This window comes from Sporolactobacillus nakayamae, from assembly GCF_900113325.1.
GTDB classification, from domain to species: Bacteria; Bacillota; Bacilli; order Bacillales; family Sporolactobacillaceae; genus Sporolactobacillus; species Sporolactobacillus nakayamae.
Genome location: NZ_FOOY01000003.1, coordinates 421,671 through 434,160 on the forward strand (window position 1 = coordinate 421,671; position 12,490 = coordinate 434,160).

Consider the following 12,490-nt stretch of genomic DNA (forward strand, 5'->3'; position numbering starts at 1 on the left):
TCTTCACCACCTCCAATTTCGCCAGAGATTACTGCACAATTTTTTCTGTCGTATATACATGAACTACTGTGCCGCTCTTAAGGAACGCATTAATTCTTTTTTTTACCATGTCTTCCAAATTGGATATGCCTTGCTGATCCTGTAAATCACTCGGAGACATTCCTGAAACGGTATAAATAACTGCGTTCTTCACTTGATACGATCGTTTTTCAAGTTCTTCTTTCGTTTCTTTGCTTGAGACCTGAATATTAAAATCCAATTTGATGAAGTGATCACCTTTTATATTGGTGGTGATTTCTCCGGTAGCAACTGTAAGATTTTTTACAATCTCATCAATATCCGGATCTTTCTCCACTTCACTACCACGACCTAAGTTTGACATAATGAAGAAGGCTGCGATCGTTCCGATGATCATAAGGACCATTAAAATAAAGAGTACATTCATTCCTCGGCTTTTGAACATCTAAACACACCTTCTTCTGCATTCAAGCCCGACAGTAAAGAGATTTCTTTTAGAAATTTAATCACAATCTGGCTGACTTCCTCCGGAGATTCTTTGACAATCAGCTTCTTCCCGTTTGTCAATGTGATCGTTGTATCCGGAAGCGATTCCACCTGCTCAATTAAAAATGGGTTAAGTACAAAGGATTGGTTATTAAAATGGGTTAATTGAATCATCCTCGCCACAAAATGCGCTGGGCAACGAGACCGCCCAGCTCATTCATCTCCTCTATTTATTTATCGTTTCAACTGCACTAATTCTTGAAGAATCTGGTCCGCTGTTGTTACCGTTCGTGCATTCGCTTGGTACGCACGCTGCGCTTCAATCAATGCAGTCATTTCATCCGTCAAATCAACGTTCGAACCTTCAAGAGCATTTTGAACAATCTTGCCTTGACCGTTTGTAGTTGGATCGACTCTATAGTTCCCTGATGCTTGGCTTGGTTGAAAAAGCGAATTGCCAATTTTTTCAAGGCCAGCCGGATTAGGAAATGTAAATACTTCGATTCGTCCTAAGTTTACACTGGAAGTTGTCGTGCCGTCGCCGTTATCAATGGCATTATTAAGTGTACCAATGATCTCCCCCTGACCGTTAATAGTAAACGCGCTGCAATCAGTTAAATCATACGTTGTATTTTCATTAACCATTGTAATTTGCATTCCTTGGGATGTAACTAATCGTGTACCGGCAGTATTCAATTTCAAATCACCGGCTCTTGTGTAATAGGTATTCGTCCCATCAGTTACCTGAAAATAACCTTCACCATTAATTGCTACGTCATAAGGATTTCCTGTCGGATTCACCACACCGTTTGTCACAATGTTGTCAATGGAGCCTGTTTGCGCGCCAAGACCAACCTGAACGGCATTTTTATTTGTACTTGAGCCTTGGATGTTGTTATTAAACAAATCTTCAAAGTTGATTCTTGCTTTCTTATAACCGGTTGTGCTGACGTTGGAGATGTTGTTTCCGATGACATCCAAGCTTGTCTGGAAGTTCTTCAATCCTGAAACACCTGATCCTAATGAGCGTAATAACATAATGATTTCCTCCTTTTGTTTGACTGCTTCAGTCATTCCACAGCCTCAGCTCTCCTTAAAAAGGTCCAGCTGGTTTACTGATTAATCACGATTGTCCCATTGATATTTGAGAAAATTCTTGTTCGCGCTTCATCGATGCCCATTGCCGTAATAACCGTTTGATTTGATGTATTGACCACCAACGCCGCGTCCTTGGTTAAAACGAGTGAGTCATTAATTCCCATTTTTTTTGCTTCTTGCATTTTCGTATGAATCAACTGCCATTCACTCTGCGATATGTGAATATTGCGTACATCCATACGTTCACGCGCGTGTTTTGATAGTTTCACAGGCAACCTGTCACATTCATTCCTAAGATTTTGAGAGAAGGATAGATGCGGCCTTTCTTCCTTCTTCTTAGTAGGATCGCCCTTTACTTGTTTCGACGGCACCCGCGGTAATGGCTGATAGGAAAAAGTGTTTATCTTAGTCACTCTGACCCGCCTCTTCAGAATTGCTGATCTCGCTAATCGAAGAAGGATCTACTTCATATCCATTATCCGTTTGATAAGTAACCGCCCCATCTTTCAGACTCACTGCCTGTACAACTCCACTAATCGAGTGTGTGTTCGACGTTCCATTGCTATCTGTACTTGTTTCGCTCCAACTAATTTGTTTTCCAATCATGGATGCCTGTTCAGAAAGCGATTGGTCCGATTGACTCGCTACTAGTTTATCAATAGCATTACTCATATTCTGAGTCTGTTCCAATGTTGTAAAGTCTGCCATTTGTGAAACAAATTGAGCACTGTCCATCGGCGATGTCGGATCTTGATTTGTTAGCTGGGCAATGAGCAGTTTCAAGAAAGAATTTTTGTCAAGCGCACTATTAACACTTGACGTTGAAGAAGTCGAACTATTAGTTGCCGTTGATCCCGAGTTTACCGTAATACTCATTTCAAATCACGCCTCCTGTCATCCATTCACTAAACGAATGTTCCTGTTGGTCTTGATCCGGAGCTGAGGAATGATGATTTTCCCGATGCTGCTTTTGATTTTCCTCTTGTTGATCAGTATTTTGCTGAAATGCGCTTTGATCCTGTCCCTGATACTGGCTATTGTCAACAGACGCCTGATGAAGTTGTCGATTGACATCAATCTGGGTCAAGGGTATTCCGCGACCCGCACAATCATGTTTCAGCTGTCCTAAATTGCCTTCAAGTAGGTCTTTCGCCTTTTGCGTCTCCGCAGTTAATTGAGCAGTCAAGCCTTGTTCACCGCGGCTTACAGAAATGACAAGCTTGCCCAGATGCTCAGGATAAAGGGTAACTGTATAGGACTGAACGCCATTTTTATCAAGTTTAAATGATGACTTTCCTAACCATTCATTTAGATGATCAGCAACCTGCTCGTGCAAAGAAGCTTGCTTTCCAGGATTTTTCTCTGATTGGAACGTTGCCCATAGTTCCAATTTATTCATTTGTCCTGAGACCGCACGGTGATGATCCGGACGTGTTTGGTTAGTTGAATTGCGCTCCTCGGATGAAATCATTTTTTTAAACGATGTCTCCTCACTGTCAGCGGCGTGATCGGTCAGACGACCGGGCGTTGCCTTTGGAGACGCTTGATTTCCTTGGCGTATTAAGCGCGTTTCTGAAGATCTTGATAAGGCTTGCTCAAATCCATTTGCCTGAGAAGACAGCGGTTCACCTAGCCCTTTCTGATTACCCAAAGAAGATCTCGAAGTTAATGGCTGAACATCATTTAGATAGTCAGGTAACCGACCTTTATCTGAGTTCTGCTTACCACCAACACGAGTGAGCAGCTCGGATTGCTGTTCAGTCACATTTATTGGATCCTCGACAACCTGCGAACTGACCACCAATTGTCTGCCCTGAACTGCGTTTAATTTGTGTGTATGATCATCCGTATGCTGAAGCAACGATTCACCCAATGATTGGTTAACGTTATTTGAAAAAGTTTGGCCGACTCTTCTTTGTTTACTCATATGAATCGATTGATTTTTCTGCTGACTATCCGCGCGTAAAGGTTCATGCAGCTGATGGACAAAATGATCCGTGATACCTTTTTCGGATATGTTTGTTTTATTAGTGATCATTAAATCACCAATTGGCTTCAACGGATCAATGGCCTTAGTCTCAAACACGCCGTTAACTTTCGTCTTGCCTGATTGTGCTGCTAAAGACTGCGCCTTTTTAACCAGAGATTCCATTTTTTGTGCTGTTATGGCTTCACGAGATTCCATATTTGTTTGGTGAACAGGACTTGCTGTCAACGAATGATCCGTCACTAAACGCTTGTTTTGCCCATTTTCTACATTTAACGTAATCGGATTGTTACCCGAATGTTGAATCAAATGGATGACCGACAAAAAAGAGTCTTCTGGTTTCGCTCCCTTTTTCTTTTTCTTCGAATTATTCCCAGAAAGTACCTGCTCAGCATTATTAGATTTAATAGTGCTCACGTTCGTGCTCATGTTTCTCACCTCCTTTCAATGCAGATTTTATCGGATTAAGGCGTTGTCGGTGCTGTTGATGATGATTCTGTACTCGTTGCGTGTGCTTTCAATAATGGTGTCAAAGCTGCAGCCTTCTCGACATCCATATTTTCAAGAATTGCTGCTTTTGTTTTATCATCAAGCAAATTTATGTATTCGGCTGCTTGTTTCACTGACAATTTGTCAAAGATTGCGCCAGCCTTGGCTGAGTCCATTGATTTATAAGTTTGGGCGTAAACCGCCTGGCGTGCCGCCTTCGTCTGACTTTTCGCCTGACTATTTTTTTCATTGGCGTCATTTTGCGCTTGCTTCAATTGGTTTTTCAATTCGGCGACTTGATCTTTCAACTTATTATTGTCACTTTGAAGCTGCTTAACTTGAGTTTTTTGATCAGTATTCTCCTGCTTCAACTGAGCAATTTGTGAGGAGCCGGATGCCGCTTGCTGATTCTGAGAAGAGGTTTTGTCTTGGAAAACAAGATTTTTTGCTTCCTCTACAGGATCAAGGCCGGACAACTTTAGAAATAAAGCAGCCAGAAGTACTAAGAAAACAACCGGAACGAGAATAGCTAAACTAACCTTGAGCAGTTTCAAACCAAAACCGGTTCTTTTTGTCTCATCCATACACCTCGATTCTCCTTTTAATGGTTTATCGTTCGTTGTCCCGCAATTTCATCCATCTGTTTCGTTTCAGCCCTATTGATTAACTTGTGATAGATAACTTGCTGTTTTTCTCTCATTTTTTCATATTTCTTAACTTCAATTGCTTTTTCTTGCAGCTTGGCCTGAAAGACTTCGAGACGAGCTTTTGCATTCAAATAATTTTTGTTTGTTTCGCTAATGAGAAAGTCAATTTTATCAACATCTGAGAATCCCATCTTCATTTGATCGATTGTTATCGCCTGACTCATCTGTTCCTGAAGCTCCGTCTGCACTCTTTGCTTCTCTTCAACCATGTTGATCAGAATGTGTGCAAGGTTCTCGAAATCGTCAAATAGCTTTTTGTACTGCACTTCAAGACTTTGTTTTTCACTCTCGGCTAGCTTCATCACGCGTTCAAATCGATAGTCAAATGCCATTCGCGTTCATCTCCTGTCCGAAGTCATGAATCAATTGGCTTACTGAATCGTGCAGATTTACACGTTCCTTTTCGGATTGACGCAGATAGCTGAGTATCTTGGGATGATAATGAATCGCCGCGTCAATCGAGGATGAACTTCCTTGTTTGTATGCGCCAATATTGATAAGGTCTTCAGATTCTGTGTATTGAGACAACATGGAACGAAATTTTTGTGCTGCGTGCAAATGATCCGCGACGCAAATTTCATTCATGACTCGGCTGACACTTTTTAATAGATTAACCGCTGGATACTGCCCTTTTTGCGCCAAAGCTCGATCAAGAACGATGTGACCATCAAGAATGCCTCGTGCCGTATCGGAAATCGGTTCATCAAGATCGTCGCCATCAACAAGAACGGTATAAAATGCGGTAATCGTTCCATTAGCGTCGGTTCCGGTACGTTCCAAAAGTTTTGGAAGCAAGGCAAATACGGAAGGCGGGTAGCCTTTCGTTGTCGGAGGTTCACCGATCGCGAGTCCAATTTCACGCTGACTCATTGCAACACGTGTCAATGAATCCATCATCAGCAGCACATCTTTTCCTTTTCCCCGGAAATGCTCGGCAATTGCCGTCGCCACAAGTGCTCCTTTAATTCTCATCAATGCCGGTTGATCACTCGTTGCCACAATGACAATGGAATGCTTCATACCCTCTGACCCGAGATCCTTTTCAAGGAATTCTTTGACCTCGCGGCCACGTTCACCAATCAAAGCAATGACGTTCAAGTCAGCTGAAGTGTTTCGCGCGATCATACCCATCAATGTACTTTTGCCAACACCGCTGCCGGCAAAAATTCCAACGCGTTGTCCTTTTCCAACAGTGAGTAATCCGTTGATCGACCGGATGCCCAGCTCAATCGGATCAGATATTCGCGGCCGTGTCATTGGATCAGGAGGCTCTTGATTCGTTAACACACTGTCTACCGGCTTGGTGAAGTTCATGCCGGAAACTGGGCGACCTAAACTGTCACAGACCTCACCAATCATTTCATCATTGACCTTTACCTCTAACGGTTTATCTGTCGCCTCGACCAAACATCCCGGTGAAATTTGTGCTACCGATGTATAGGGCATCAGCAATATGTTCTCATCTTTAAAACCGACAACTTCAGCCATTACTTTTTTTCGTCCGTTTTTGATATGTATAAGACAAACATCACCGACAGAGGCTGAAGGTCCTTTGGATTCAATCAAGAGCCCTACAACCCGATTGATCTTTCCATAACGCCGATAGCTGTCGATTGTTGCAAGTTCATCAATCAACTGATCCACGTTCATCCTTTTTCCTCCATCAATTCAGTTAATTTTTCCTTAACCACCTGTAATTGACTTGCTGCACCGGCATCTATTTTTCCAAATGACGTCTCAATCGTGCAATCGGTATCTGAAAAATCACTGTCTGCGTAAATGAAGATCTTGGCATCCTGAACAAGCTGATCGAATTCCGGCCGATGCTGATTCAAGTGGTCAAAATGAATCGGCGCAACGGTAATTTTTATTGTTTCTTGATCTCTGACTTCTCGAACCGCCTTTGCCACAAGTGCAAACCATTTATCTTCATCAAGTGCAACTGATGTGCCGATAATTTTTTCTGCTACCGCCATTCCAAGTTTCAAAATTTCAGGTTCAGCCTGCTTGATTGAATCATTAAAATAGTTTTTCGCCTGATCGACAAATCGATTGCCTTGCTCGATAAGGGAGGCAAAATGTTCCTTTGCTGCTGCTGTCCCGTTGTTAAAACCGGTTGTGTACCCTTCTTTGACTTTCGTCTCATACGCTGCTTCTCGGTTATGTTTTGCCTCTTCTTCCTCTTTCGCAATCTGAAGATTCATTTCAGCACACTTTTTTTCAGCTTCTCTGACAAGGCGATCCGCTTCGTATTTCGCGTCATTAATTTTTTCATGGAGCGTTTTTTCAATGGCTTCTTGATCCATTTTGTCATTTAATGCATCAAGGCGAGGGTCAATTACAGCTGAAAGTTGCACGACTTTTGCCTTTCCATCCGACTGTACTTGTTTAATCAGGTTAGACAATCACGTCGTCCCCCTTGCCGCGCGCAATCACAATCTCTCCCGCATCTTCCAGTTTTCTTGTTGTATTGACGATTCGGGTTTGCGCTTCTTCAACGTCATGCAAACGAACCGGCCCCATGTATTCCATCTCTTCTTTGAAGCTTGCGGCCATACGTTCCGACATATTTTTAAACAACAGCTCTTTTACTTCATCGCTCGCAGTCCGCATTGCGAGAATCAAGTCTTCATTCTCGCTCTCGCGAATAACGCGTTGAATCGCACGATCATCCAAAACAATGATATCTTCAAAGACAAACATTCTTTTTTTGATCTCTTCTGCAAGATCAGGATCGTTTTTCTCAAGTTTCTCTAAAATGTTGCGTTCAGTCGTTCGATCAACTCCGTTCAGCACGCTTACGATTGAAGCAACACCACCGGTCTGCGTGTAATCTTCGTTCACCGAAGAACTGGAGATCTTTTTCTCAAGAATCCTTTCAACTTGCGTGATCGTTTCGGGCGATGTACGGTCCATCTGCGCAATTCGACGTGCCACATTAGCTTGCGATTCAACAGACAATGCCGACAGAACAGCGCCTGCCTGATCAGGATCTAAATACGACAAAACGAGTGCAATGGTCTGCGGATGCTCGTTTTGGATAAAATTCAAAATTTGTTGTGGATCACTTTTCCTCATGAAATCAAACGGCTTAACCTGAAGGGTCGAAGTCAGCCTTTGGATCACCTTGTTTGCTTCATCAGATCCCAACGCTTTCTCTAGGACTTGTTTGGCGTAACCAATTCCGCCTTGAGATATGTATTCTTGAGCTAATGCGGTCTGAAAAAATTCGTCGATCACTTGTGCCTTGGTTTCAGGATCTATTTTTCGGGCATTAGAGATTTCCAATGTCATGTCTTCAATTTCCTGTTCCGTAAATTGTTTAAATATATTTGCGGATACTTCCGTCCCAAGCGCGATCATCAGAATAGCTGCTTTTTGTTTTCCACTTAATTTGGTTTTTCGTTCAGGCATAACGGCCAACCCCTCACTTATCTTCAGCCATCCAGCTTCTCAAAAGTTTAACAAATTGATCCGGCTTTTGCTTCGCCATTTTTTCAAGCTCATGATATTTTTTCTGTTCCGGATTTTCTTTATTAAGCATGTCTTCGTAGTCTTCCTGTTGCGGTATGTCCTGAACAACAGTCTGCTCATCAGCCAGTTCATCCGCATTCTTTCTTCTGCGCAGTACCAACCAAACAATTAGACCAATTACTAGTGCCAAAAGGACACCGCCGATGAGGTACCACCAATTAAATCCACCGCTTTGAGTTTGAACAGCAGCCTTTCCATTGAAACGGCCAACCGTAACCGCAGTCTTCTGGTTTATTACATTATTTGTCAATTCCTGACCTTGCTTATCTGATATCGATGTTTTGATAATCGAATTAAGAATCTGACGAACATCATTGACACGCTGTGCCGATAATGAATTATTGTTGTTTGCGGTCGGCGGTTCGATCATCACTTGAATGCCTAGATCTGTCACCTTATATGGACTGTTGACTACTTCTCGATGGATTCTATTGAATTCATTATTGACGCGGTCTTCCACCTTCTTATATGAGCCGTTGCCATCTGTTCCTGCTTGATAGCTTGGCACGTCATTTGTGGTGGTGCCTGCCTGACCTGCGGCTCCTTGACCAGTGTACGTTTCAGTAATATGTTCCGTACTGGTTTGAAGACCTTCCATTGTTTGCTGATTCACAGGCTCTACCAGATCCTGCTTTTCTTTTGATTGTGTGAAGTCAACATCAGCGGTAACATTAACCATGACTTTTCCTTCACCCATCATCATTGTCAGCATTTGTGTGACACGACGCTGCACATTACTTTCAATGTCTCGTTTGATTGATTGTTGTTGATCGTATGCTGATAAGGTCGATCCGTTCGTTTCATTATTTTTAAAGTCATAGTAGTTATAATACTGATCCATTATCGCGATATTAGTAACAGACAAATTAGGAACGCTCTTCGATACCAAATGATAAAGACCATCCACCTGGTCGGAACTAAGCTGACTGCCTGGCGAAATATTGAGCACAATTGATGCGGAAGCTGAGTTCTTCTTGTCCTGATCACTCACCCAAACATCACTCTCTGGTAAAGTGATCATAACTTTAGCGGATTTTACTCCTTTTGTATTGGTTATGAGATTGGCAAGTTCTGTTTGCATTGCGGCTCGTTGGAGTACATCAAACTGCTTGTCCGTCATACCAAAACCTGCGTTCTGACCAAAAAAGGAATAGTCAATCTGACCGGTCTTCGGGAGACCTTGTGAAGCTAGTTCGACCTTAAGCTGATCCACTTGCTCCTTAGGTACGCTGATCGTTGTTCCGCCATCCGAAAGTTTATAAGAAACTTTCTTGCTGTCCAGTGTATCAGTGATCTGACCTGCCTCACTTTCGGATAGATTACTGTACAATGGTGTATAGTGCTTCACATTCGTAAGCAGAACAATAAGGATAACAGCGATGAGAATCGCTGTTATTCCCCCGATAATCCAAGCTTTATTTTTTTTCGGCAATTGAGTCCAAAAAATCTTTATTCGATTAAGCCATGATGATAACCGTTCTTTCATTGCTGTTTCCCCCGTTCATTGACACGCCGGTAACCAATCAAACTTGCATTCTCATGATTTCTTGGTAGGCTTCAACCGCCCGGTCACGAACTTGAACAGTAGTTTTTAACAGCACATCGGCTTTCTGCATGGCAATCATAACGCTATGTAAGTCAACATTACTGCTTCCATTCGCCAGCTGGGTGACCATCTGATCGGCCGACTGTTGTGACGAATTAACTGCCCCTAAAGCATTTTTTAGTGCTTCAGAAAACCCGTCTTGTGTTTGAGCAACCGTTTGTTTTCCAGATGAAATCGCATCAGCTGCCGTTTTAAAATTGATGGAATTTATGTTCAACGCCTAAACCTACCTTCCTATACTTAGAGCATGTGTCAGCATGTTTTTGTTCGCATTCATAACAGTAACCCCAGCTTCATAAGAGCGGTTAGCATCCATTAAGTCAACCATTTCTTTAAGTGGATCAACGTTAGATTGTTGAACATAACCGTTCTCATCCGCATCCGGGTTCTGCGGATCGTATTTAACCGGAAAAGGCGTAGGATCTTCACTGACAGAAGAAACTTCAACTCCCCCTGATGAAGTGCCTAGCGATCTTTGTAATAGTGAATCAAACGAGTTTGAACCAATTGCTTTCAGATTGACCACTTTTCGTGAATACGGCACCCATTTTCCATCAACGAAACGTCCGCGCGTTGTATCTTGATTCGCGATGTTTGACGAAACAACATCCATTCGAAATCGCTGCGCAGTTAACCCGGAAGCGGAAATATCTAGTCCGTTAAACATTCCCATATTATCTTGATCCTCCTAGCACGATGTTATATCTTTGAAATTGGTCGCTTGCCGCTTGACTAAGTGCCTGATAGAGTAATTGATTTTGAGCCAATTCGGACATTTCGTGATCAACATCAACATTATTACCATTATTCTGAACTGTGCCAAAGGTATCCGTTACGCTTTTAAAACCGGAATGATCGGAAGATGAAAAATTGACCTGCCGTTCGTTGGTACGATTAGCTTTCAGTTCATTCTGCAGGACGTCATTAAAAACGACCTTTTTTGCTTTGTAATTAGGCGTATCGACATTTGCTATATTTTGAGCGATCGCGTTTTGCTGTGCCATCGATCCATTCAGTGCACGTTCAATAGCTGTTAACGGAGTTATTGAATACAATGATCGACATCCTTTCTTTACCAAATAGCGCTTAACTCATCTTAGGTACCTAAGTCTATTTTATCAACTTTTTGACCATTGTCTACGTCGATATACAGGATTCGACTTGTTTCAACTTTATTCTCATCTTCGTGATAGTTATTTAGTCCCATAATTTTTCAGTATTTCCTAATCGAAAACTTAATTACCGCTAATTGTAATCGGATACATTATTATTACATATATAAAAAACAGGTCATGAGAACTATCATTTAGAAATTAATAAATAGAATCGATCAATGAGACAAAAAAGGTTGCAAAAAAAGGGCTCCTAGTCACAAAGTCAGTGACCAAAAGTCCTTTTTTATATTTCGATTATCCTGTTCGGGTATTTATTCGCCTTGGATACGATTCAGTTCATACAGAAATTTGTCATTAAGTACCTTAATATAGGTTCCCTTCATGCCAAGTGATCGAGATTCAATGACACCGGCACTTTCCAACTTTCTAAGTGCATTGACGATCACAGAGCGGGTAATGCCTACTCGATCAGCAATTTTGCTTGCAACAAGCAGACCTTCTTTGCCATCCAACTCTTCGAAAATATGTTCAATCGCTTCAAGTTCACTATAGGAGAGAGAACCGATGGCCATTTGTACAATTGCCTTTTCACGCGCTTCTTCTTCAACTTCATCCGTCTTTTCGCGGAGAATCTCCATGCCTACAACAGTCGCTCCGTATTCCGCTAGAATTAAATCTTCATCTGTAAATGTATCATTTAAACGAGAGAGAATTAATGTACCTAATCGTTCTCCGCCGCCGACAATTGGAACAACCGTTGTCAATCCGTTGGCAAACAAGTCCTTGTTTTCGTCTGGAAAAACACTGAAATCACTGTTAACATCAAGATTTGGAGATGTTTGAGCGACCATGAACAAGTTCTGTGTGTACGAATCCGGCAACTGTCTGCTTTCGAACATCTCTTGCATACGCTCATTTTCAAATTCAAGTTTTAGTGACAGACCAAGAATTTTTCCACGCCTGCTAACAACAAATGTATTCGTTTGAATAACATCGCGCAATGTCTGCGCCATTTCGTTGAAATCTACCTGTGTTTTTGTTCCTTGAAGCAATTGATTAATTTTTCTTGTTTTTTCTAATAATGTCATTAGTGTACCTCCTGCGAAACATAAGTTTCATATTTATAAATAAACTGGTTAAGATTATGGCTTGTACAACGATTGTAAACTAAAGTGTCCACAAATCAAGCAACTCATTTTGTTACTAATGATCGGTTGCCTGCCTCAAATGGGCAAATTTTAAGCAATTTTCCCAAAATTGTATGTAACCTTTCTCTTACCAAGATTATCCGATGCCGACAAGATATGCAAGAATCAAGTGTGTTGCCTGCATTATCGTCAGAATATTAGATCTTTATACATGTTCATAAAATAAAGCTGCAGTACGATTGAGCAGCATCGTTCTGAGCCTCTTCACTTAATATGTCGGTAAAAAAAGCCGAATTTTTTAA

The 12,490-nt window shown here is 41.8% G+C and carries 16 protein-coding genes; all 16 read right to left on the reverse strand.

Features of this window, described 5'->3' with window-relative positions:
* Positions 1-28: 28 nt before the first annotated feature.
* The 16 genes from BM003_RS02040 to codY all read right to left on the reverse strand — a co-directional run bounded on the left by BM003_RS02040 (position 29) and on the right by codY (position 12,128).
* Positions 29-463, reverse strand: a complete 435-nt coding sequence (locus BM003_RS02040) for a flagellar basal body-associated FliL family protein (protein WP_093669549.1) — start codon at positions 461-463, stop codon at positions 29-31.
* Positions 442-678 carry a flagellar FlbD family protein gene (locus BM003_RS02045; RefSeq protein WP_093669551.1) on the reverse strand — a complete coding sequence of 79 codons (237 nt, stop codon included), beginning with the start codon at positions 676-678 and terminating at the stop codon, positions 442-444. Before BM003_RS02045 ends, BM003_RS02040 begins: the two co-directional genes overlap by 22 nt.
* A 60-nt stretch (positions 679-738) precedes the next feature.
* On the reverse strand, positions 739-1,542 hold the full coding sequence (locus tag BM003_RS02050) for a flagellar hook-basal body complex protein (RefSeq protein WP_093669706.1): 804 nt from the start codon (positions 1,540-1,542) through the stop codon (positions 739-741).
* Between the two features lie 74 nt (positions 1,543-1,616).
* The gene (locus tag BM003_RS02055; RefSeq protein ID WP_245733986.1) at positions 1,617-2,015 is read right to left on the reverse strand and encodes a TIGR02530 family flagellar biosynthesis protein; all 399 of its coding nucleotides are present in this window, start codon (positions 2,013-2,015) and stop codon (positions 1,617-1,619) included.
* Positions 2,008-2,478: a flagellar hook capping FlgD N-terminal domain-containing protein gene (locus BM003_RS02060; RefSeq protein WP_093669553.1), complete on the reverse strand. Its 471-nt coding sequence runs from the start codon at positions 2,476-2,478 to the stop codon at positions 2,008-2,010. Before BM003_RS02060 ends, BM003_RS02055 begins: the two co-directional genes overlap by 8 nt.
* Position 2,479: 1 nt before the next feature.
* On the reverse strand, positions 2,480-4,018 hold the full coding sequence (locus BM003_RS02065) for a flagellar hook-length control protein FliK (protein ID WP_093669555.1): 1,539 nt from the start codon (positions 4,016-4,018) through the stop codon (positions 2,480-2,482).
* Between the two features lie 35 nt (positions 4,019-4,053).
* Positions 4,054-4,662, reverse strand: a complete 609-nt coding sequence (locus BM003_RS02070) for a MotE family protein (RefSeq protein ID WP_093669557.1) — start codon at positions 4,660-4,662, stop codon at positions 4,054-4,056.
* Between the two features lie 17 nt (positions 4,663-4,679).
* Positions 4,680-5,117 carry a flagellar export protein FliJ gene (gene fliJ, locus BM003_RS02075; protein ID WP_093669559.1) on the reverse strand — a complete coding sequence of 146 codons (438 nt, stop codon included), beginning with the start codon at positions 5,115-5,117 and terminating at the stop codon, positions 4,680-4,682.
* Entirely contained in the window at positions 5,107-6,435 is a 1,329-nt protein-coding gene (gene fliI, locus BM003_RS02080) for a flagellar protein export ATPase FliI (RefSeq protein ID WP_093669561.1), read from the reverse strand. The genes fliJ and fliI overlap by 11 nt, the downstream gene beginning before the upstream one ends.
* Positions 6,432-7,190, reverse strand: a complete 759-nt coding sequence (gene fliH, locus BM003_RS02085) for a flagellar assembly protein FliH (RefSeq protein ID WP_093669563.1) — start codon at positions 7,188-7,190, stop codon at positions 6,432-6,434. The genes fliI and fliH overlap by 4 nt, the downstream gene beginning before the upstream one ends.
* Entirely contained in the window at positions 7,183-8,199 is a 1,017-nt protein-coding gene (fliG, locus tag BM003_RS02090) for a flagellar motor switch protein FliG (RefSeq protein WP_093669565.1), read from the reverse strand. Before fliG ends, fliH begins: the two co-directional genes overlap by 8 nt.
* 13 nt (positions 8,200-8,212) lie before the next feature.
* Positions 8,213-9,805, reverse strand: a complete 1,593-nt coding sequence (fliF, locus tag BM003_RS02095; protein ID WP_093669567.1) for a flagellar basal-body MS-ring/collar protein FliF — start codon at positions 9,803-9,805, stop codon at positions 8,213-8,215.
* Between the two features lie 37 nt (positions 9,806-9,842).
* Positions 9,843-10,142 carry a flagellar hook-basal body complex protein FliE gene (fliE, locus tag BM003_RS02100; RefSeq protein ID WP_093669569.1) on the reverse strand — a complete coding sequence of 100 codons (300 nt, stop codon included), beginning with the start codon at positions 10,140-10,142 and terminating at the stop codon, positions 9,843-9,845.
* A 9-nt stretch (positions 10,143-10,151) separates the two neighbouring features.
* Entirely contained in the window at positions 10,152-10,598 is a 447-nt protein-coding gene (gene flgC, locus BM003_RS02105) for a flagellar basal body rod protein FlgC (RefSeq protein WP_093669571.1), read from the reverse strand.
* A 1-nt stretch (position 10,599) separates the two neighbouring features.
* Entirely contained in the window at positions 10,600-10,980 is a 381-nt protein-coding gene (gene flgB, locus BM003_RS02110) for a flagellar basal body rod protein FlgB (protein WP_093669573.1), read from the reverse strand.
* A gap of 371 nt (positions 10,981-11,351) precedes the next feature.
* Positions 11,352-12,128 carry a GTP-sensing pleiotropic transcriptional regulator CodY gene (gene codY, locus BM003_RS02115; RefSeq protein ID WP_093669575.1) on the reverse strand — a complete coding sequence of 259 codons (777 nt, stop codon included), beginning with the start codon at positions 12,126-12,128 and terminating at the stop codon, positions 11,352-11,354.
* Between the last annotated feature and the right edge of the window lie 362 nt (positions 12,129-12,490).

Excerpts from the sequence above, each read along its gene's own strand:
- BM003_RS02060 (WP_093669553.1), bottom strand. The coding sequence starts at position 2,478 with ATGAGTATTACGGTAAACTCGGGATCAACGGCAACTAATAGTTCGACT.
- flgC (WP_093669571.1), bottom strand. The coding sequence starts at position 10,598 with ATGGGAATGTTTAACGGACTAGATATTTCCGCTTCCGGGTTAACTGCG.
- fliJ (WP_093669559.1), bottom strand. The coding sequence starts at position 5,117 with ATGGCATTTGACTATCGATTTGAACGCGTGATGAAGCTAGCCGAGAGT.
- BM003_RS02050 (WP_093669706.1), bottom strand. The coding sequence starts at position 1,542 with ATGTTATTACGCTCATTAGGATCAGGTGTTTCAGGATTGAAGAACTTC.
- codY (WP_093669575.1), bottom strand. The coding sequence starts at position 12,128 with ATGACATTATTAGAAAAAACAAGAAAAATTAATCAATTGCTTCAAGGA.
- BM003_RS02045 (WP_093669551.1), bottom strand. The coding sequence starts at position 678 with ATGATTCAATTAACCCATTTTAATAACCAATCCTTTGTACTTAACCCA.
- fliF (WP_093669567.1), bottom strand. The coding sequence starts at position 9,805 with ATGAAAGAACGGTTATCATCATGGCTTAATCGAATAAAGATTTTTTGG.
- BM003_RS02040 (WP_093669549.1), bottom strand. The coding sequence starts at position 463 with ATGTTCAAAAGCCGAGGAATGAATGTACTCTTTATTTTAATGGTCCTT.
- fliG (WP_093669565.1), bottom strand. The coding sequence starts at position 8,199 with ATGCCTGAACGAAAAACCAAATTAAGTGGAAAACAAAAAGCAGCTATT.
- fliI (WP_093669561.1), bottom strand. The coding sequence starts at position 6,435 with ATGAACGTGGATCAGTTGATTGATGAACTTGCAACAATCGACAGCTAT.
- BM003_RS02070 (WP_093669557.1), bottom strand. The coding sequence starts at position 4,662 with ATGGATGAGACAAAAAGAACCGGTTTTGGTTTGAAACTGCTCAAGGTT.
- BM003_RS02065 (WP_093669555.1), bottom strand. The coding sequence starts at position 4,018 with ATGAGCACGAACGTGAGCACTATTAAATCTAATAATGCTGAGCAGGTA.